The sequence below is a fragment of the Streptomyces pyxinae genome (assembly GCF_024756275.1).
GTDB classification, from domain to species: Bacteria; Actinomycetota; Actinomycetes; order Streptomycetales; family Streptomycetaceae; genus Streptomyces; species Streptomyces pyxinae.
This window is the reverse complement of the sequence record NZ_JANUGQ010000001.1, coordinates 97507-118137: the sequence shown is the minus strand read 5'-3', so window position 1 is coordinate 118137 and position 20631 is coordinate 97507. Positions and strand designations below refer to the sequence as shown.

Annotated in this window: 15 protein-coding genes and 1 pseudogene; 4 read left to right on the top strand and 12 right to left on the bottom strand. The window is 73.1% G+C overall.

Translation table 11 applies throughout. From position 1 onward, the window contains the following. Window positions 1–304 precede the first annotated feature (304 nt). Window positions 305–991: a TetR/AcrR family transcriptional regulator gene (locus NX801_RS00490; protein WP_258784699.1), complete on the bottom strand. Its 687-nt coding sequence runs from the start codon at window positions 989–991 to the stop codon at window positions 305–307. Window positions 992–1089: 98 nt separating this feature from the next. On the opposite strand from NX801_RS00490, the gene NX801_RS00485 reads away from it, so the two are divergent. Then, window positions 1090–2712 carry an MFS transporter gene (locus tag NX801_RS00485; RefSeq protein ID WP_258784698.1) on the top strand — a complete coding sequence of 541 codons (1623 nt, stop codon included), beginning with the start codon at window positions 1090–1092 and terminating at the stop codon, window positions 2710–2712. A 163-nt stretch (window positions 2713–2875) separates the two neighbouring features. Here the strand turns inward: NX801_RS00485 and NX801_RS00480 are convergent, their stop codons facing one another. The 4 genes and pseudogenes from NX801_RS00480 to NX801_RS00465 form a co-directional block, all read right to left on the bottom strand. Further along, window positions 2876–3466 (bottom strand): DinB family protein, encoded by a 591-nt coding sequence (locus NX801_RS00480; RefSeq protein ID WP_258785190.1) that lies wholly within the window; start codon window positions 3464–3466, stop codon window positions 2876–2878. 112 nt (window positions 3467–3578) lie between these two features. Further along, complete coding sequence (map, locus tag NX801_RS00475; RefSeq protein WP_258784697.1) at window positions 3579–4361, bottom strand: type I methionyl aminopeptidase; 783 nt, start codon at window positions 4359–4361, stop codon at window positions 3579–3581. A gap of 43 nt (window positions 4362–4404) precedes the next feature. After that, a pseudogene (locus NX801_RS00470) lies at window positions 4405–5399 on the bottom strand (hypothetical protein). Window positions 5400–5441: 42 nt separating this feature from the next. Then, window positions 5442–6023, bottom strand: a complete 582-nt coding sequence (locus NX801_RS00465; RefSeq protein WP_258784696.1) for a PadR family transcriptional regulator — start codon at window positions 6021–6023, stop codon at window positions 5442–5444. A gap of 94 nt (window positions 6024–6117) precedes the next feature. Here NX801_RS00465 and NX801_RS00460 point away from each other — a divergent pair, with 94 nt between their 5' ends. Together NX801_RS00460 and NX801_RS00455 are read left to right on the top strand one after the other, a co-directional pair. Then, a complete protein-coding gene (locus NX801_RS00460) occupies window positions 6118–6522 on the top strand; it encodes a MerR family transcriptional regulator (RefSeq protein ID WP_258784695.1) in 405 nt (134 codons plus the stop codon). After that, window positions 6519–6911, top strand: a complete 393-nt coding sequence (locus tag NX801_RS00455; protein WP_258784694.1) for a thioredoxin family protein — start codon at window positions 6519–6521, stop codon at window positions 6909–6911. Before NX801_RS00460 ends, NX801_RS00455 begins: the two co-directional genes overlap by 4 nt. Before the next feature lie 240 nt (window positions 6912–7151). Here NX801_RS00455 and NX801_RS00450 read toward each other — a convergent pair whose 3' ends face one another. Together NX801_RS00450 and NX801_RS00445 are read right to left on the bottom strand one after the other, a co-directional pair. Then, window positions 7152–7523, bottom strand: a complete 372-nt coding sequence (locus NX801_RS00450; RefSeq protein ID WP_258784693.1) for a MerR family transcriptional regulator — start codon at window positions 7521–7523, stop codon at window positions 7152–7154. Between the two features lie 26 nt (window positions 7524–7549). Continuing rightward, window positions 7550–8332 carry an SDR family NAD(P)-dependent oxidoreductase gene (locus tag NX801_RS00445; RefSeq protein ID WP_258784692.1) on the bottom strand — a complete coding sequence of 261 codons (783 nt, stop codon included), beginning with the start codon at window positions 8330–8332 and terminating at the stop codon, window positions 7550–7552. Window positions 8333–8547: 215 nt separating this feature from the next. Between NX801_RS00445 and NX801_RS00440 the strand changes: the two genes are divergently transcribed. Further along, complete coding sequence (locus NX801_RS00440) at window positions 8548–10845, top strand: HelD family protein (RefSeq protein WP_258784691.1); 2298 nt, start codon at window positions 8548–8550, stop codon at window positions 10843–10845. A gap of 46 nt (window positions 10846–10891) precedes the next feature. On the opposite strand, the gene glgB is transcribed toward NX801_RS00440, so the two are convergent. The 5 genes from glgB to NX801_RS00415 all read right to left on the bottom strand — a co-directional run bounded on the left by glgB (window position 10892) and on the right by NX801_RS00415 (window position 20539). Continuing rightward, window positions 10892–13474 (bottom strand): 1,4-alpha-glucan branching enzyme, encoded by a 2583-nt coding sequence (gene glgB, locus NX801_RS00435; protein WP_258784690.1) that lies wholly within the window; start codon window positions 13472–13474, stop codon window positions 10892–10894. Between the two features lie 20 nt (window positions 13475–13494). Then, entirely contained in the window at window positions 13495–14895 is a 1401-nt protein-coding gene (locus NX801_RS00430) for a maltokinase N-terminal cap-like domain-containing protein (RefSeq protein ID WP_258784689.1), read from the bottom strand. 521 nt (window positions 14896–15416) lie between these two features. Then, window positions 15417–17219 (bottom strand): maltose alpha-D-glucosyltransferase, encoded by a 1803-nt coding sequence (gene treS, locus NX801_RS00425; protein ID WP_258784688.1) that lies wholly within the window; start codon window positions 17217–17219, stop codon window positions 15417–15419. Continuing rightward, window positions 17216–19216, bottom strand: coding sequence for an alpha-1,4-glucan--maltose-1-phosphate maltosyltransferase (locus NX801_RS00420; protein ID WP_258784687.1), 2001 nt, complete (start codon window positions 19214–19216; stop codon window positions 17216–17218). The genes treS and NX801_RS00420 overlap by 4 nt, the downstream gene beginning before the upstream one ends. Before the next feature lie 384 nt (window positions 19217–19600). After that, window positions 19601–20539, bottom strand: coding sequence for an SDR family oxidoreductase (locus NX801_RS00415; protein WP_258784686.1), 939 nt, complete (start codon window positions 20537–20539; stop codon window positions 19601–19603). Between the last annotated feature and the right edge of the window lie 92 nt (window positions 20540–20631).

The following is a 20631-nucleotide window of genomic DNA, read 5'->3' as shown; positions in this document are numbered from 1 at the left end:
GTACCGCCCCGGAGACGTGAGCCTCCGGCCCGGGGTGGTCTCCGGCGGGGTGCGTCCCCGAGCGCGTACGGCTCCGAGGCGTACACCAACGACGGTGCACGCCAACGACGGTGCACGCTCTACGACGGTGCACGCCAACGACGGTGCACGCTCTACGACGGTGCACGCCCCACGACGGTGCACGCCGACGACGGTGTACGACTCCGCTCGGGCGTCCGTCCGGCGGGAGGGCATCCGGCCCGTGGCGCGGGCGGGGCCCGGACAGGGCGCTGGCGCGGGCCAGCCGCCGGTCGCCCCCTCGGCCTCAGCCTCCGCCGCCCCTGGACCCACCCGCTTCCGCTGCCACGGCTCCGGCTTCCGCCGCCCCCGTGTCCTCGTCGTCACCGGCCGGCAGCGCGGCGACCAGGGCGGTCGCCCGGCCGGCCGGCATACCGGCGGCGATCAGCGCGGTGGTGGCCGCCGCCCGGCCGGCGCCCTCGGCGGGCAGGGCGCCCTGGTTCACCGCCTCCATCAGCCCGAACAGCAGCTGCTCATGGACGAAGGCGAGGGCGCCGGCCGGCAGTGGCGAGGCGAACACGCCCGCGTCCAGGCCCCGTTGCAGCACCTCCGTACAGGCGGCCCGGACCGGGGCGAGCCGGTCGAGGATGCCCTCCATGGTGAGGCTCCGCTGCGCCAGTGACACCAGCAGCCGGTAGCCGTCGGCGATCTCCCACACCCGCAGCGTCGCCCGGGCCATCGCCTCGGCCGGCCCGGTCGCCCCCGCCACGCCCGCCGCCTGGGCCCGCGCCACCGAGTCGACGGCGCTGTCCACCAGGGCGGCGATCAGCGCGTCCCGGCTGGGGAAGTGCCCGTACACCGTCCGCCGCACGACCCCGGCGGCGCGGGCGATCTGGTCCATGGAGGCGTCCGGGTCGCGCAGCAGCTCGGTGAGTGCCACCCGCTCGATACGACGCCGGTTCGCGTCGGCCCTTCCGGAAGAAGTCACGCCCATATTTTGCACACGGCTGTGCAGGAGCGTAAATTGCACACTCATGTGTACTTGCACAGCGCTGTGCAACGTGTGAGCGAGACGGAAGGAAGACCAGGCTGATGCGCCTCGTCCTGAACGAGCCGGTCGACACCATGGACCGGCCCTACTCACGGCGCTGGTGGGCGCTGGGCGTGCTCTGTCTGAGCCTGCTGATCATCGTCATGGCGAACACCGCCCTGACCGTCGCGGCCCCGGACATGACCCAGGACCTCGGGCTCAGCAGCTCCGACCTCCAGTGGGTCATCGACGGCTACACCGTCCCGTACGCGGCGCTGATGCTGCTGCTCGGTGCCATCGGCGACAAGTACAGCCGGCGCGGCGCACTGGTCCTCGGGCTCGTCGTCTTCGGCGCGGGCTCGGTGGCCGGGTCACTGGTGGACAGCTCCGCCGGGGTGATCACGGCCCGCGCGGTGATGGGCTTCGGCGCCGCCATGATCATGCCCGCCACGCTCTCCCTGCTCGCCGCCACCTTCCCGCGCGCCGAGCGGGCCAAGGCGATCGTGCTCTGGACCGCGACCGCCGGCATCGCCATCGCGGCCGGCCCGCTGGTGGCCGGCGCGCTGCTGGAGAACCACGGCTGGGCGTCCACGTTCCTGATCAATGTGCCCGTCGCGGTGCTCGCCGTCATCGGCGCCTTCACCCTCGTACCGCCGTCCAGGGCGGGCCGCCACGACCGGATCGACTACGTCGGCGGCGTCCTCTCGGTGATCTGGGTCGGCGCGTTGGTCTACATGATCATTCAGGGCCCGCACTTCGGCTGGGACGCCAAGGCGGTGGGCGCGGCGATCGTCGCCGGTGTCGGGCTGCTCGCCTTCGTCGGCTGGGAGCTGCGCCACCCGAGCCCGGTGCTCGATGTGCGCCGCTTCGTGGACCGGGCCTTCGCCGGTTCCAACCTCGCCGTCGCCCTCTTCTTCCTCGCGGTCTTCGGCGCGTTCTACTACCTGACCCAGCACCTCCAGTTCGTGCTCGGCTACAACCCGCTGGAGACCGGCGTACGGATGCTGCCGCTGGCCGGCGCGGTCTTCGTCGGCTCGGCGCTGACCGGCTTCCTGACCCCGCGCCTCGGTATGAAGGTCACCGTCTCGGCCGGCATGGCCTTCGGCACCCTCGCGCTCGCCCTGCTCACCCGGGTGGACGCGGGCTCCGGCTACGGCGACTTCGTGGCCCCGCTGATCGTGCTCGGCCTCGCCATCGGGCTGGCGCTCTCGCCCTGCACCGACGCCATCATGGGCGCCTTCCCCGAGTCCGAACTGGGCGTCGGCGGCGCGGTGAACGACACCTCGCTGGAGCTGGGCGGCTCGCTGGGCATCGCCATCCTCGGCTCGGTGCTGGCCTCCTCGTACTCCGCCAAGCTCGGTGACGCCACCGCCGGCTCCAAGCTGCCGGCCGACGCGCTGGACACCGCCCAGGACTCCGTCGGCGCCGGATACGCGGTGGCCCAGGGCATCGGCCAGAAGGCCCAGGGCCTCATGGAGCAGGCGGCCAAGGTGACCGACCCCCGCCAGGCGGCCCAGCTCAAGGCGCAGGCCGAGGGCCTGGTCCAGGGCGCCCGGCAGATGAAGGACGCCGTGGGCTCGGCCTTCTCCGACGCGGTCGCCCACACCAGCCTGGTCGGCGCGATCGTCCTGGGCGCGGGCACCGTACTGGTCGCCCTGCTCCTCCCGCGCCGCCCGCGCGGCTGACCCCTTCCGGACGCGGGCGCCCGCCGGAGCGCGGCGACGCCCGCCCGCCGGACACCGGAGCCCCCGTACCCCTGTCGTCGCAGGGGCACGGGGGCTCCGGTGCGTACGGCTTCCGGGGTGTACGCCCCCGGGACCCGTGCCTTTCGTCCGGTGCCCCGCGCGGTCAGACGGTGCCGGCCTCCTTGGCGGTCCGCTCCAGGCGGTTCCGGTACTCCTCCCACCAGGTGCGGTCGCCCTCCGGCATGTTGTCGCTGCCGTCGCGCAGGCCGACCGCTCCGTCGATGAGCTCCCGGACGATGTCGGCGTGGCCCGCGTGCCGCTGGGTCTCGGCGATCATATGGATCAGGATCTGGTGGAGGGTGACCTCGTCCCGTCCGGCCGTCCACCAGGGGACACGGCCGGGCGCGTCCAGCGGCAGGGCGGCGATGGTGGCGTCGGCGTGCTGCCAGGAACGGCGGTAGAGGCCGGTGATCCGCTCGCGCGACTCGTCGGCGGTGGCCCACATGTCCGCGTTGGGTTCGGCATCGTCCGCGAACCAGGGCAGCGGTTCGCCGGACGGGCGCCCGAACGTGTCCCCGAAGTAGCCCAGTTCCACGCTGGCCACATGTTTCACCAGTCCCAGGAGATTGGTGCCGGTGGGCGTGAGCGGACGGCGGACGTCGTACTCCGAGAGCCCGTCGAGCTTCCACAACAGGGCCTCGCGGGCGGTCTGGAGATAACGGTGCAGGTCTGCCTTCGGCTTGGGGCCGGTGATGTCGGTCATGGCACGCAGTCTCGCACCGGGGACCGACAATCGCCCCGGCCGACGGCGGCGGGCACCCCGAGGTGATCCGGCGTCGGGTGAGGAGGCGGCGGTGCGGGCTTTCCTACGCTCGTGCCCGCGGGGGCAGGGTGAGGATCTCGGCTCCGTCCTCGGTGATGGCGATGGTGTGCTCGCTGTGCGCGGTCCGGCAGCCCGTCGCGCTGCGCAGTGTCCAGCCGTCGGCGTCGGTGACGAGGGTGGCGGTGTCGGCCATGACCCAGGGCTCCAGGGCGAGCAGCAGTCCGGGACGCAGCTGGTATCCGCGGCCGGGCCGCCCGGCGTTCGCGACATGCGGGTCCTGGTGCATGGTCGAGCCGATGCCATGGCCTCCGAACTCGGTGTTGACGGGGTAGCCCGCCTCGCCGAGGACCGTGCCGATGGCGTGGGAGAGGTCACCGACGCGCGCCCCGGGCCTGGCGGCGGCGATGCCGGCGGCGAGTGCGCGTTCGGTCGTCTCGATCATCGCGACGCTCTCCGCCGGCCTGGCCTCGCCCACCAGAAAGCTGATCGCGGCGTCTGCGGCCACCCCGCCCCTGGCCACGGCGAGGTCGAGGGTCAGCAGATCCCCGTCCGCCAGTGCGTAGTCGTGCGGCTTCCCGTGGAGCACCCCGTCGTTGACGGCCGTGCAGATGTAGTGCCCGAACGGGCCGCGCCCGAAGGAGGGCGCGTAGTCGACATAGCAGGACCGCGCTCCCGCCTCGGTGATCATCTCCCTGGCCCACCGGTCGATGTCCAGCAGATTCGTCCCGACCGTGCTGCGCTGCTTCAGCGTGTGCAGGATGGTTCCGACCAGGGCGCCGGTGTCCCTCGCCCGCTCCAGCCGCGCGGAGTTCAGGATCTCGATCATGGCGGGCCTCTTCTGTGTGTCCAATAACTATACCGATCTCACTCTACCGGTATGAGAATGGGGTCGTGGGGGAGCCGTGCTCGGCCACCAGGTCGCGGAAGGCGGCGAAGGCGGGCTTGGGGGTGTAGTCGTCGGTGGTGAGCCCGAATTGGTGGAAGAGGCCCGGGCGGGAGCTGTCGGCGTCGCGCAGGGCGAAGTGGGTGTAGCCGGCGAGGTTCAGTTCGGCCGCGAGGGCGGCGGCGGTACGGACGACGGTGCTGACCACCTCGGCCTGCCGGGCGGGGGAGCGGTCCGGGCCCGTCGGCCAGCCGTGCTCGGTGAGGTGGAGCGGCAGCGCGCCCAGGCCGGCCGGTCCAGCACCGCCTCCCGGTGGTGGCGCAGCAGTCCCGCCACCGCCTCCGCCAGGCCGGCCGGGGCCACCGGGCGGAAGACGTCCGGGAAGAAGTCCAGGCCCGCGTAGTCCAGGTCGCGGACGAAGGCGGGGCCGCCGCGTTCGGTGAGCCCGGCCACGAAGGAGGTGGCCGGCCCGAAGAGCGGGGTGGTGTTGAAGCCGGCCCGCAGGTGGTCCAGGCCCCGCTCCCGGGCGCGGGCCTTGACGGCCGAGACGCCCCGCACGATCGCCTCCGCCACCTCCGGACAGTCGCCGTCCAGGGCGGGATTCCCGGTGACGTTCGGCTCCTCGGTCACCTGGAGCGTGGCCGTCATCTCCCCGTACTGGTCGACCAGTTCGCGGAGCCAGGCGCAGTAGCCGGCCACATCGCCGGAGCGGGACTGGTACTGCGCCACCAGGTCCAGCCGCCGGCCCCGGGCCGCGTACCGGGCGGCCCCGGCGGGGGCGGCGGTGGGGTGGTGGGTCCCGGGGCGGGTGGCGTCGGTGAAGGCCAGGTAGGCGCGGACCAGGAAGGGGCGGTCCGGACGGCCCTGGAGCTCGTCCAGCGCCGCAGTGATCCGCTCCGGGTCGTCCGGCGGACCCACCGCGAGTCCCCCGGTGTCGTCACCGGAGACGCCGCCCGGGTAGATGCCGAAGAGCAGGGCCATGGGCACTCTCCTTTTCAGGCGCGTGGTTTCAAGCGCGTGGTTTCAGGCGGGAGAACCGGCGGGCCAGGGGAGGCCGCCGGCCCGGATCTCGTCGGCCAGCGCGTCCACCCACTCCGCCTCGGCGCGGTCCTGGTGAAGCGCGTACTCGGCCTCGATGACGAACAGCCTGGGCACCCCCGAGTCCAGCACCCCGGCCAGTCGTTCGGCGTCGGCCGCCGTCCGCTCGCGGAGCCGGCGGGACCGTTCGGTGAGCGCGGCCACCGCGCCCTCCGGCCCCAGGGCGCCGAGATGGCTCACGGCGCCCAGAAACGCGGAGAACTCCCGCTCGGGGGTGCGGATATGGGCGTCGAGCCGCCGGACCAGCTCGGCGCGGCCCGCCTCGGTGAGCGCGTAGACGGTCCGCTCCGGGCGGTTGCCCGCGCGCTCCTGGCCGGTGGCGGCCACCCAGCCGGCCGCCGCCAGGGCGTCGACCACGTTGTAGAGCGAGCCCCGGTTGAGGACGGCGGCGTGGTGCTCGCCGCGCTTCCGGAGGTCGGCGTAGAGCTGATAGGGGTGCGCGGGCTCTTCCAGCAGGCGTCCGAGGACGGTGAGCACCAGCGGGTTGTCGAGGGTGCGTCGCGGCATGGTCGAGATCGTATAGTCGAAATAAACTAAGAGCAAGGTGGGGTGGGGAGGCCGGGCTTGCCCTGACGTCCGCGTCAGGTCGTACGTTCTCCGCATGCGCATCGGAGAGCTGGCGGAGCGGGCGGGCACCACCGCGAGAGCCCTGCGGTACTACGAGTCCCTGGGACTGCTGCCCGCCCGGCGGGCGGAGAACGGGCACCGCACCTACGACGAGGACGACCTGCGGTTGCTGGAACAGATCCGCACCCTCCAGGACTTCGGCTTCGGGCTGGAGGAGACCCGCCCGTTCGTGGAGTGCCTGCGCGCCGGACACCCGGCGGGCGACTCCTGCTCCGCGTCGGTGGCGGTCTACCGGCGCAAGCTCGCGGAGCTGGACGAGCTGATCGGCCGGCTCCACTCGGTGCGCGACGAGGTGGCCGCCCGGCTGGCCCTGGCGACCGGAGTTCCCGAACCGCGCTGCGCGTTCGAGTTCGGGGGAAGAGAGGGAGAAGCGGAATGAGTACGACCCGTCTCGATGTGACCGGCGCGGTCCACGCACCGGCTGTGTCCGACGCGACCGATACGGCCGGTGTCATCGAGGTGACCGACGCGAACTTCGGTACGGAGGTGCTGGCGGCCGGCCGGCCCGTGCTGGTGCAGTTCACCGCCGCGTGGTGCTCGCCCTGCCGTCAACTGGCGCCGGTGCTGCGCGCGCTCGCCGCCGAGGAGCGGGAGCGCCTGAAGGTCGTCCGGCTGGATGTGGACGCCAATCCGGAGACCACCCTGCGCCACCGGGTGCTGGCCACGCCCACGTTGCTGCTGTTCCGGGCCGGTGAGCCGGTGCGCTCGATGGTCGGCGCCCGCTCGGGCCGGCGGCTGCGCGAGGAACTGGCGGACGTGCTGGACTGAGCGGCCGGAGCCGGGGCCGGGGCGGCGGGCCGGGGCGGGGCGGCGGGCCCGTGTCCCCGTACTCCGGGCGGATCCGGCGCCGGGCCGGGCGCGGTCGGCCCGTGTCCTCTCGGGCTGCGGGTGGACCCGGCCCCGGGGCGGCGGGCCCGTGTCCCCGTACCCCAGGTGGATTCGGCCCCCGGGTCCCGCGGCTCCGTTCGGGCGACCGGGCGGATCCGGCCCCGGGTCCGGCGGGGCCGCTCAGGCGACCGGGCGGATCCCGCTGCCGGTCGCCTCCCGGAGCGCGGCCGCCAGCCGGTCGCGGGTCTCGGTCTGGGCGGCGATCCGCCGGTCGAGGACGGCCAGCCGGTCCCGCGCGACCCGCAGCCCCGCCGGCGAGGGCGGCGCGGCGGCCACATCGCCGTCCAGGCACGGCAGGAACACCCGCACATCGTCCAGGGTGAGCCCGGCGGCGAGCAGATGGCCGACATTGCGGACCCGCACCACCGCCGACCGGTCGTAGACGCGGTAGCCGTTGGCTGCCCGCTCCGAGGAGATCAACCCGGCCTGCTCGTAGTGCCGCAGCGCACGGGCGGTCGCCCCGGTCGCCTCCGCCAGCTCACCGATCCGCATTCCAGCCACCTCCCGGACAAGCCCTATCACGCCACGACCGCCCCGCCGTCGACCGGAAGCACCACTCCGGTGATGAACGACGCACCCGGGGCGGCGAGTCCGGTGATCGCCCAGGCCACCTCCTCGGGCCGGCCGATCCGGCGCAGCGGGGTGTGCGCCAGCTGCCATTCCCGTACCGCCGCCCGGCGTTCCGGGGTCAGTCCCTGGTGCTCACCGATGGGAGTGTCGATCGCGCCCGGGGCGACCGCGACCACCCGGATCCCGCGCGGTGCCAGCTCGACCGCCCAGCTTCGGGTGAGCAGTTCAAGGGCGGTCTTGGTCGCCGCGTAGACCGCGTTGCCGGGCCAGGCCCGCTGTCCCACCGAGGTGCTGACATTGACGATCACTCCGCCCGACCGCTCCAGGGCGGGCAGCGCGGCCTGGGAGAGCAGCGCGGGGGCGACCAGATTGGTGGCGAGCTGCGCCGTGATCGCCTCCGGGGTCAGCGTCCCGAGGGCGCCGCCGCGGACGATCCCGGCGTTGTTGACCAGCACGTCCAGCCGGCCGTGTGCCGCCAGCACGGCCCGGACGATCCGGTCGGGCTCGCCCTCGGCGGTGATGTCGGCGGTCAGCGGGGTGATCGGCCCGTGCCCGGCGGCGGTCTCGCGGAGCGGCTCCGCCCGCCGTCCGACCGCCACCACCCGGGCGCCGCCGGCGGCGAAGGCGCGGGCGGTGGCCCGGCCGATCCCCGTGCCGGCCCCGGTGACGACGACCACCCCGCTGCCCCGCGCCGCGGTGCTCCCGCTCTTGTCGGTGTTCATGCCGGTCATCGTGCGACCCTGCCGCAGGTGTCAGGGTCAAGCGCCGGTGGCAGGGAGCGCGGCCGGTATCCCGGGGTGAAAGGGCAAACAAAAACCCCGGCGCCACCATGGGCGGCCGGGGTGAATTCTCGTGAATCCTCGCGTATATTGGACGTTTCCGTATGCGGACACAGAAAACCGCGACGGAAAGTCGATAACGGCAATGTAGCGCTTCAGGAGTCGAATTGTCAACCGGGGATCAGGCGGCCGGCGAACTTCGGAACGAGCAGCGATTCATCAGCGGCCTCTACGCGCGCCTCGACGCCCTGCGCGACCAGGCGGAGCGGGCGGTCAAGGCCGCGCGCAAGGAGGTCGGGAAGAACCGCCAGGCGCTGGTGGAGCGGGAGGTGCTGGTGGCCGAGCAGTCCGGGCTGCTCGCCGCGTACGACGCCGGGGAGAACGGGCTCTGCTTCGGCCGGCTGGAATTCCGGGATGGCCGTGACCACCACATCGGGCGCATCGGCATCCGCGAGGGCGACGACCGCACCCCGCTGGTGATCGACTGGCGCGCCGACGTCGCCCGGCCGTTCTACCTCGCCACCGGCCACGCGCCCATGGGGCTGCGCCGCCGGCGGCACATCACCACCCGGGGGCGGGAGGTCACCGCCCTGCACGACGAGATCCTCGACCTGCGCGACCCCACCCGGACCGGCCACGAGAACCGGGACGCCGACGCGGTGCTGCTCGCCGCCCTGGACGCCGCCCGCACCGGCCGGATGAGCGACATCGTCCAGACCATCCAGGCCGAGCAGGACCGGATCATCCGCGCGCCGCACCAGGGCGTGCTGGTCGTGGAGGGCGGCCCCGGCACCGGGAAGACCGCCGTCGCCCTGCACCGGGCCGCCTATCTGCTCTTCGCCCACCGCGAGCTGCTGGCCCGCCGGGCGGTGCTCATCGTGGGTCCCGGTCCCGCCTTCCTCGACTACATCGGGGAGGTGCTGCCCGCGCTCGGCGAGACCGGGGTGCTGCTCGCCACCCCCGGCGAACTGTTCCCGGGCGTCCGCGCCACCGGCACCGACACCCCGGAGGCCGCCGAGATCAAGGGCCGCGCCACCATGGCGGAGGTGCTGGCCCGGGTGGTCCGCGACCGGCAGGCCGTACCGGAGACCGGTGCGCCGCTGGAGATCGACCACGAGGACTACGGCACCCTGCTGCTCGACCGGGAGATGGCCGAGGACGCCCGCTGGGACGCCCGCGGCACCGGGCTGCCGCACAATCTGGCGCGCCCCCGGTTCGCCTTCCGGATCATCGACGCCCTCACCGACCAGCTGGTGGAACGGCTGGGCGCCGACCCGTTCGGCGGCGAGAACCTGCTCGACCGGTCCGACGTGGTGCAGATCGGCAAGGAGGTGGCCGCCAGCCCGGAGGTGCACGCCGCCGTCGAGACCCTCTGGCCGACACTGACCCCGAAGCGGCTGGTCGCGGACTTCCTCGCCGCCCCGGACGGCTACCTCCCGGACGGCGAGGCCGAGTTCGTCCGCCGCGAGACCACCGCCGAGGCCGACTGGACCCCCGCCGACGTGCCGCTGCTCGACGAGGCGGCGGAGCTGCTGGGCGAGGACGACACCGCCGCGAAGGCCGCGGCCCTGCGCCGGAAGAACCAGCGGATCGCGTACGCCCAGGGCGTGCTGGACGTGTCGTACGCCTCCCGGACGTACGAGTTCGAGGACGCCGAGTCCGAGGTGCTGGCCGCTCACGACATCATCGACGCCGAGCGGTTCGCGGAGCGCCACGAGGAGCTGGACCACCGCACCGCCGCCGAGCGGGCCGCCGCCGACCGCACCTGGGCGTTCGGCCATGTCATCGTGGACGAGGCGCAGGAACTCTCCGCCATGGCCTGGCGGTTGCTGATGCGCCGGGTGCCGACCCGCTCCATGACCCTGGTCGGAGACCCGGCCCAGACCGGCGACGCGGCCGGGCTCGGCTCCTGGGACGAGATCCTCGCCCCGTACGTCGGGGACCGCTACGAGCGGGTGCGGCTCGGCGTCAACTACCGTACGCCCGCCGAGATCATGGCCGTCGCCGCCGAGGTGCGCCGGGCCGGCGACCCGGGGTTCGAGCCGCCCCGCTCGGTGCGCTCCACCGGCGTACCGCCCTGGGAGGCGGCCGCCGAGGACCTGCCCGGCGCGGTGGCGGCGGCGGTCGGCCGGGAGCAGCCCACCGGCGCGAGGAAGGACGAGGACGGGAACGGAGGCGAAGACGGGGCCGGTGCCGGGCGGCTCGCGGTGATCGCGCCGGCCGCCCTGCTGCCGGCGCTCGCCGCCGCGCTGCCGGAGGCGGCGTACGGGCCGGTCCCCGACCTGACCCGGCCGGTGGTGCTGCTCGACCCCCGGCAGGCCAAGGGGCTGGAGTTCGACACCGTGCTGGTGGCCGACCCGGACGGCATCCGGGCCACCGCGCCGCACGGGGTCAACGACCTGTATGTGGCGCTGACCCGGGCCACCCAGCGGCTCGGTGTGATCCGGCCCCTGGCCAGGAAGTGAGCGGTCCGCCCCGGGCCCGCGCGGGGTCCCGGGGCGGACCGCCCGGTCAGGCCGGGCGGAACCAGACCGTGGCCAGCGGCGGCAGCGTCAGCCGTACGCCGTCCGGCTCGCGCTTCACCGGCTCCGGGTTGCGGACGTCGCCGCCGCCGTAGCGGGCCGCGTCGGTGTTGAGCACCTCGGTCCAGGCGGCCACGCCCTCCGGCGACCAGAGCCGGTAGTCGTGCCGGACCACCGGTGAGAAGTTGCTCACCGCGAGCAGCGGGTTGCCCCGGCCGTCGTACCGCAGGAAGGCGAAGACATTGTCCTCGGCGGCGTCCCCCAGCACCCAGGAGAAGCCGGCCGGGTCGGTGTCCCGCTCCCAGAGCGCCGGGGTGGCCGCGTACACCGTGTTGAGGTCGCGCACCAGGTCCCGGACGCCCCGGTGGTCACCGGCCGAGTGGTAGGTCTCGTCCAGCAGCCACCACTCCGGGCCGTGCGCCTCCGCCCACTCGGCGCCCTGGGCGAACTCCTGGCCCATGAAGATGAGTTGCTTGCCCGGGTGGGCCCACATGAAGCCGAGGTAGGCCCGGTGGGTGGCACGGCGCTGCCACCAGTCGCCGGGCATCTTGGTGACCAGCGAACCCTTGCCGTGCACCACCTCGTCGTGCGAGATCGGCAGGACGTAGTTCTCGCTGTACGCGTACACCATCGAGAAGGTCATCTCGTTGTGGTGGTACCTCCGGTGCACCGGCTCCTTGGAGACGTACTCCAGCGAGTCGTGCATCCAGCCCATGTTCCACTTGAGCCCGAAGCCGAGCCCGCCGGAGTCGGTGGGACGGGTGACCCCCTCCCAGGCGGTGGACTCCTCGGCGACGGTCACCACTCCGGGGCAGCGCCGGTAGACGGTGGCGTTCATCTCCTGGAGGAAGCGCACCGCGTCGAAGTTCTCCCGCCCGCCGTACTCGTTGGGCACCCACTCGCCGTGCTCCCGCGAGTAGTCCAGGTAGAGCATGGAGGCCACCGCGTCCACCCGGAGGCCGTCGATGTGGAACTCCTCGCACCAGTAGACCGCGTTGGCGACCAGGAAGTTCCGCACTTCGGTCCGGCCGTAGTCGAACTCCAGGGTGCCCCAGTCCGGATGCTCGGAACGGCGCGGGTCCGGGTGCTCGTAGAGCGGGGTGCCGTCGAACCGGGCCAGCGCCCAGTCGTCCTTGGGGAAGTGCGCGGGCACCCAGTCCACCAGCACACCGATGCCCGCCCGGTGCAGCGCGTCCACCAGGTGCCGGAAGTCGTCCGGGGCGCCCAGCCGGGCGGTGGGGGCGTAGTACGAGGTCACCTGGTAGCCCCAGGAGGGGGCGTACGGGTGCTCCGCCACCGGCATCAGCTCGACATGGGTGAAGCCCAGGTCCCGGACGTACTCCGGCAGCACCTCGGCCAGCTCCCGGTAGCCGAGCCCCGGCCGCCAGGAGCCGAGGTGCAGCTCGTAGACCGAGAACGGCGCCCGGTGCGCGGGCCGTTCACCGCGCCGGGCCATCCAGTCGCCGTCCCCCCAGGTGTAGTGGGAGGCGGTGACCACCGAGGCGGTCTCCGGCGGGCACTGGGTGCGGCGGGCCATCGGGTCGGCGCGCAGCGAGTGGCCGCCGTCCGGCCCGATCACCTCGAACTTGTAGAGCGTGCCCTCCCCGAGGCCGGGCACGAACAGCTCCCACACCCCGGTGCCGCCGAGCGAGCGGAGCGGCAGCCCGGTGCCGTCCCAGTGGTTGAAGTCACCCGCCAGCCGCACCCCGCGCGCGTTGGGCGCCCAGACCGTGAACCGGGTGCCGGACACGCCCTGGTGGGTCATCGGATGGGCGCCGAGCGCGGTCCACAGCTGCTCGTGGCGGCCCTCCCCGATGAGGTGGAGGTCCAGCTCGCCGAGGGCGGGCAGGAAGCGGTACGGGTCGCCGGTCACGGTCTCCGGCTCGCCCGAGTACGCCACCGCCAGCCGGTACTCCGGCACGGTGGTCCACGGCAGTACGCCCGAGAACAGCCCGTCGCCGTCGTCCCGCAGCTCGGTGCGCTCGCCGCCGGCGCCCTCACCGGTCAGGACGGCGACCCGGCGGGCGTACGGGCGGAGCACCCGCACCACCACCCCGTCCGGCCCCGGGTGGGCGCCGAGCAGCCCGTGCGGGTCGTGGTGCTCCCCGGCCAGCAGCCGCCCCCGGTCGGCCTCGCTCAGCGCGGGCGTGGTCGCCGGGCCGCTCACCGGGTCCGGGCGGCGGGGGTGCGGCGGCACCCCGGCGGGCGGCACCGGCAGCCCGGTCGCCTCGGGGAACGGTTCCCGGACGGTGGCGGCGGCCGCCGCCGCGGCCTCGGCGGCGCTGCGCGGCGCCTCGGGCCCGGGGACGCGTGGCGGTTCCGGCACGGCGGCGGCGCGCGGCGGTTCCGGTACGGCGCCGGTACGGGTCACCACCGGGGCGTCGCCCACCGGCAGATCGGCCACCGGGGCGCCCGCCGGGGTGGCCGGGGTCGCCGGACCGGCCGGTGCGGTGGCGGGGCCGGCGAGCGGTACGGCACCGGGGGTGTCGGCTCCACCGGTGGGCGCGGACGGCGGCTTCGGGGCGGACGCCGGCGGTTTCTTGGCGGCCCGGGCGGGGCGACGGGGGGTCACGGGGGAGAGCCTCCTCGGTGTCAGGGGGTCGGCTGGGTCGGCTGGCCGGCCAGACGGCGGATCGCCGCCATCGGGACCGGGAGCCAGTCGGGGCGGTGCCGGGCCTCGTACAGGACCTCGTAGACGGCCTTGTCCGTCTCGTACGCGCGCAGCAGCGCGGCCTCCTCGCGCGGGTCGGTGCCGGACGCCTCGGCGTACCCGGCGCAGTAGGCGTCCCGGCACCGCTCGGCCCAGGGGTCGTTCCACGGGCGGTGCGAGCGGGCCGCGTAGTCGAAGGAGCGCAGCATCCCGGCCACGTCGCGGACCGGGGGCTGCGGGCGGCGGCGCTCGGCGAGGGGCTTGGCGGGCTCGCCCTCGAAGTCGATCACCGACCAGTCGCCGTCCGGGGTGCGCAGCGTCTGGCCCAGATGGAGGTCGCCGTGGATCCGCTGGGCCCGCCAGAGGCCGTCGCCGCCGCCGGAGAGACCGCCGACCGCCTCGAAGGCCGCGCGCAGCCCGGGGACGTACGGCAGCAGGGCCGGCACCGCCTGGGCGGCGGCGTCCAGCCGGCGGCCCATGGCGACGGCCAGGTGCTCGGTCTGCACCCGGCCCAGGGTCACCGTCGGCAGGGCCTCGGCCAGCACGGTGTGCACCTCGGCGGTGGCCCGGCCCAGCGCCCGGGCCTCGGCGGTGAACTCCCGCCCGGCGGCGAGCGCGTCCAGCGCCAGCTGCCAGCCGTCCTGGGAGCCGCGCAGGAACGGCTGGAGCACACCGAGGGTGCTGGCCTCCGGCTTGTCCGTGTCGGTCTCGTACCAGGCGACCGGCGCCGGCACCCGGGCACACCCGGCCCGGGCGAGCGCCAGCGGCAGCTCCAGGTCCGGGTTGGCGCCCGCGTAGACCCGGCGGAACACCTTGAGGATGTAGGAGTCCCCGTACACCAGTGAGGAGTTGGACTGCTCGGCGTCGAGCACCCGGGGGGCCAGCCCGTCCGGGATCGGGACGGTGCGCGCGAAGCGGAGGGTGCCCAGCGGTCCCGGGGTGCGCAATCGTTCCAGCAGCAGGGCCGCGAGCCGGGGGTCGCGCAGCCCCTCGTAGACGGTCCGCCCGGCGAGCGGACCCTCGGTGACCCGGCCGATCAGCGCGGGCGCCAGCTGGGGCGGCAGCGCCTCCCGGACCCCCAGCAGCAGCTGGTAGCAGTCCCCGGAGGCGGCGGTCTCCTCCGGGGTGAGACCGGGCTGCCGGACACAGACCATCAGATGCAGCAGACCGGGTCCGGTGGAGTCGAGCGGCAGGAGTTCGGTGGCGGAGACCAGGCTGAAGCCGATCACGGGGCGCCCCTTGCCGGCGAACCAGCGCTGGCGGGGCAGCCATTCATGGAGCAGTGGTGCCAGTGACGGGAGCAGAGCGACGGGGACCCGGGCAGTGGAGGCGGTCTCCGGCATGGCAGCGCGTCCTTTCCCCGGGTACTACGAAATGCACAGAACGTGCAGAAGTGTCCCGGAATGCGGCGAGTGCTGTCCGGCTGTGCGGGACGTGTCGTGCGGGGATGATCGAGAACGACCCGAATCGACTACCGGACCGCTCCCGATCGACCAGTGGACCGATCCGGACCGACCCCGGCCGGCTGCCGGGGCGACCTCGACCGGCTGCCGGGCCGGACCCGACCGGCTGCCGGACAGAGCCCGACCGGCTGCCGGGCCGGACCGCCGGACCGCCGAGCCGGACGAACCGGTCGGGCGGCCGAACCGCCGGGCCGGTGGAGCCGGCCGAGCGGTGGGGCCGACCGGAACCAACCGAATCGACTGGCCCTACCGGTCCGACCGAACCGGCCGGACCAGCCGAACCGGCCGGCCGCCGGATCGATCCGTATCGTCCGCCGGATCGATCCGAATCGGCGTGCGAGACGTACGAGTCCGAGCGTGCCCCGGGCGGGACGGGGGAAACCGCCCCGCCCGCAACTCCCTCAGCGATTCGGGTCCTTGGCGCCGCTCCTGGCCTCGCTCAGCGCCGTGGTCACCGCCGCCACCGTCTCGCCGGAGACCGCCTGCTTGGCGGGCTTGGCCGGCTTGAGGGTCTCCTTGCGGAGCCGGAACCAGTAGAAGCCGTGTCCGGCGAGGGTGAGCAGGTACGGCCACTCCCCGATCGCCGGGAAGCGCACCCCGCCGATCAGCTCCACCGGGCTCATGCCGTTGAACTGGCGCAGGTCCAGCTCGGTCGGCTGCGGGAAGCGCGAGAAGTTGTGCACACACATCACCAGGTCGTCGCCGTACTCCCGGAGGAAGGCGAGGACGGCCGGGTTGGACGAGGGCAGCTCGGTGTACGAGCCGAGTCCGAAGGCCGGGTTCTGCTTCCGGATCTCGATCATCCGCCGGGTCCAGTGCAGCAGCGACGACGGGGAGGCCATGGACGCCTCCACATTGGTCACCTGGTAGCCGTAGACCGGGTCCATGATGGTGGGCAGGTAGAGCCGTCCCGGGTCGCAGGACGAGAAGCCGGCGTTCCGGTCCGGCGTCCACTGCATGGGGGTGCGCACCCCGTCCCGGTCGCCCAGCCAGATGTTGTCGCCCATCCCGATCTCGTCCCCGTAGTAGAGGATGGGCGAGCCGGGGAGCGAGAGCAGCAGCGCGGTGAACAGCTCGATCTGGTTGCGGTCGTTGTCGAGCAGCGGGGCGAGCCGCCGGCGGATGCCGATGTTGGCGCGCATCCGGGGGTCCTTGGCGTACTCCGCGTACATGTAGTCACGTTCCTCGTCCGTGACCATTTCCAGCGTGAGTTCGTCGTGGTTGCGCAGGAAGATGCCCCACTGGCAGCCCGCCGGGATCGCCGGGGTCTTGGCCAGGACTTCGGAGACCGGGTAGCGGGACTCCCGGCGCACCGCCATGAAGATGCGCGGCATCACCGGGAAGTGGAAGGCCATGTGGCACTCGTCGCCGCCGGACGGGAAGTCCCCGAAGTAGTCGACCACGTCCTCCGGCCACTGGTTGGCCTCGGCGAGCAGCACGGTGTCCGGGTAGGCGGCGTCGATCTCCTTGCGCACCCGCTTCAGGAACGCGTGGGTGGCCGGCAGGTTCTCGCAGTTGGTGCCCTCCTCCTGGTAGAGGTACGGCACGGCGTCGAGGCGGAAGCCGTCGATGCCCAGGTCCAGCCAGAACCGCAGCGCGGACAGGATCTCCTGCTGCACGGCGGGGTTCTCGTAGTTGAGGTCGGGCTGGTGCGAGAAGAAGCGGTGCCAGTAGTACTGCTTGCGGACCGGGTCGAAGGTCCAGTTGGACGTCTCGGTGTCCACGAAGATGATCCGGGCGTCCTGGAACTGTTTGTCGTCGTCCGCCCAGACGTAGTAGTCGCCGTACGGCCCCTCCGGGTCGTTCCGGGACTCCTGGAACCACGGGTGCTGGTCGCTCGTGTGGTTCATGACGAAGTCGATGATGACCCGCATGCCGCGCTGGTGTGCGGCGTCGACGAACTCCACGAAGTCGGCCAGGTCGCCGAATTCGGGCAGGACGGACGTGTAGTCCGATACGTCGTAACCGCCGTCCCGGAGCGGGGATTTGAAGAACGGCGGCAGCCAGAGGCAGTCGACACCGAGCCACTGGAGGTAGTCCAGTTTGGCCGTGATGCCCTTGAGGTCTCCTACGCCGTCTCCGTTGCTGTCCTGGAAGGAGCGGACCAGCACCTCGTAGAAGACGGCTCGCTTGAACCAGTCGGGGTCACGGTCCTTGGCGGGAGTGTCCGCGAACGTGTCGTGGACGGGCTCGTTGACGATCATGATGTGGGTGACCCTCCGATCGGCGGGGACGGTCGCAGCACCAGGATGTGCGCCGGCGTGACGCCCGGATCCAGACGCACATAGTTGGCCCTGCCCCAGTGATAGGTCTCGCCGGTGAGCTCGTCGCGCACCGGTACGTGCTCGTGCCAGTCGAGGCCGAGCTCCGGCATGTCCAACGAGACCGTCGCCTCCTGGGTGTGGTGGGGGTCGAGGTTGACCACCACCAGAACGATGTTCGAACCCGAGCGCTTGCTGTACGCGATGACCGCGTCGTTGTCGGCATGGTGGAAGTGGGTGTGACGGAGCTGCCGGAGCGCGGCGTTCCGGCGCCGCACCCGGTTCAGCGCGGTGATCAGCGGGGTGATCGTACGGCCTTCCCGCTCGGCCGACTCCCAGTCGCGGGGCCGCAGTTGGTACTTCTCCGAGTCGAGGTACTCCTCGCTGCCGGGGCGCAGCGGGGTGTTCTCGCACAGCTCGTACCCGGCGTACACGCCCCAGGTGGGGGAGAGGGTGGCGGCGAGCACCGCGCGCGAGGCGAAGGCGCCCCGGCCACCGTGCTGGAGGAAGGCGTGCAGGATGTCCGGGGTGTTGACGAAGAAGTTGGGCCGCATCACGGCGGCGGAGTCGTCGCCGGTCAGCTCGGTGACGTACTCGGTCAGTTCCTGCTTGGAGTTGCGCCAGGTGAAGTAGGTGTACGACTGCTGGAAGCCGACCGCCGCCAGGGTCCGCATCATCGCGGGCCGGGTGAACGCCTCGGCCAGGAAGATCACATCGGGATCGGTCTTGTTGATCGTCGCGATGACCTTCTCCCAGAAGACCACCGGCTTGGTGTGCGGGTTGTCCACCCGGAAGATCCGCACCCCGTGGTCCATCCAGTGCCGGAGGATCCGCACCGTCTCCCGGACCAGGCCCCGCATGTCCTTGTCGAACGCGAGGGGATAGATGTCCTGGTATTTTTTTGGCGGATTCTCGGCGTACGCGATGGTGCCGTCGGCCCGGTGGTGGAACCATGCCGGCTTCTTCGCCACCCAGGGGTGGTCCGGCGAGCACTGGAGCGCGAAGTCCAGCGCCACCTCCAGCCGGAGTTCGCGCGCCCGGGCCACGAAGGCGTCGAAGTCGTCCAGGGTGCCGAGGTCCGGGTGGATCGCGTCGTGGCCGCCCGCCTCCGAGCCGATCGCCCACGGCACGCCCACATCGTCCGGGGCGGCGGCGAGAGTGTTGTTCCGGCCCTTCCGGTGGGTGGTGCCGATCGGGTGGACCGGCGGCAGATACACCACGTCGAAGCCCATCGCGGCGATGGCCGGCAGCCGTTCGGCGGCGGTACGGAAGGTGCCGGAGACCAGGGTGCCGTCGGCCGCCGTCCGGGCGCCCTCGGAGCGCGGGAACATCTCGTACCAGGAGCCGTAGAGCGCCCGTTCCCGCTCCACCAGCAGGGGGAGCGGCCGGGAGGAGCTGACCAGTTCACGGAGGGGATGGCGGTCCAGCGCGGCCACCGCCTCGGGCGCCAGCGCGGCGGCCAGTCTCTCCTGGTCCGTGCGGCGTTCGTCGCGCAGCGCGTCCACCACGGCCAGCACGGCCTCCCGGCCCTCGCTCTTCGGCACCCCCTCGGCGGCCCGCTCGTGCAGGGCGGCGCCCTCCGCGAAGACCAGGGCGGTGTCGATACCGGCCGGAATCTTGATCCCGGCGTGGTGGCGCCAGGTGGCGACCGGGTCGCCCCACGCCTCCACGGCGTACGACCAGCGGCCCTCGGCGTCCGGTGCGACCTCGGCGCCCCACCGGTCGGTGCCGGGGGCCAGTTCACGCATCGGGGTCCACGGGCCCGGCCGGCCGGTGGGGTCGGTCAGCACCACATTGGCGGCGACGGCGTCATGGCCTTCCCGGAAGACGGTGGCCGTGACCTGGAAACTCTCGCCCACCACCGCCTTGGCGGGCCTTCTTCCGCAGTCCACCAGGGGGCTGACGTCACATACGGGGATACGACCGATCTGCGGGTTCACGGCATCACCTGACGGTTGCTTAACGGGATAGCGCTCTTTGTAGCTGTTCCGTTGACACGGGACGGGACGCCGGCATTGCCGCTCCTGTCCGGGTTCACTCGGGTGGGCGGGTACCGGTTGAGCCTTCCCACACACTCCGTGTGGGCAATCCGGCCGTTTGTTAACTACCTGGGGGTAGTCGTACGGCGAGATCCGGCCCCATTCGGATGAAAATCACGGAAGCGCCCCCTGTCGGGAGTGTCCAAGCACTTCACGCCCCCCGGATGGCTCAGTGGTCCCACCGGTATGAGGGGGGTGGGCGGCGGGGCGGTTGTATACGACCGGCGGCCTGCCGGTGGGTCACCGGCGACCCCGCCGGTGGGCCACCGGCGGCCTGCCGGCGGGTCAGGCGCGGCGGCGGGTCTCTTCGGTCGGGGCGGACGACCAGATCTGCCACGGCTGGCGGGTGACCCACTCCTCCACCGGGGCCGGCCGCAGCCCCAGGGCCCGGGCCGCCTCGCCCCCGTCGTCCGCCATCAGCAGCGGGTCGGCCCCGGTGGCGAGGTGGTGGTAGAGGCCCGCCACACCCGCCGCCGGGCCCGGGCCCAGCACCCGGGCGAGGCCCCGCTCGAACACCTCCGGCTCCAGGGCCCGGTAGCGCACCGCCCGGCCGAGCCCACGGCCGAACGCCGCCGCCAGTTCACCGCCGGTCAGCGACCGCCCGCCGCCCAGCTCCCAGGCGCGGCCCGCCACCCCGTCGGCGGTGAGCGCGGCGAGCACCGCCTCGGCCAGGTCCCGGTGCGACAGCCAGGCCACCGGGGCGGCGGCCGGCAGCGGACAGCCGAGGATCCCGTCGTCCACCAGGGCCGGGCCGGTCCACGGGCTGAACAGGTTGTCCAGATAGACCGGGGGCCGCAGCACCACCAGCTCCACCCCGGAAGCGGCCAGCAGCTCCTCGGTCACCCGGCGGGTCTCGAAGGCGGCCACCCCGGTGGCGCCCGCCGGGATCCGGGTGTTGGCGTTGTGGACGATGCGCAGCACCCCGGTCTCCTGGGCCGCCACCACCAGGTTGCGGGCGTAGGCGCGCACCCGGGCGGGCTCGTACACCAGCGGCATGGTCACCACGGCATGGGTCGCCCCGGCGAACAACTGCCGTACGTCGTCCAGATCGCCCAGGTCACCGGTGGTGAAGGTGACGCCGGGCAGCGGCGGCCGGTCGCCGGCCGGACGCCGGCTGAGCGACCGGACCCGGTGATTCCGCTCGGTCAGGAGACGGGCGATCGCACCGCCCTGGAAACCCGTCGCCCCCACGACGGCCACCCACATCGGCATGTGATCGGACATACGGCTGAAGGGCCCTTCGATAGGGTGGGATTGCGCCGGGACGACACTGCTCAGGCTGGCGGCGACGGCTTTGGCCGATCAATTAACAAACC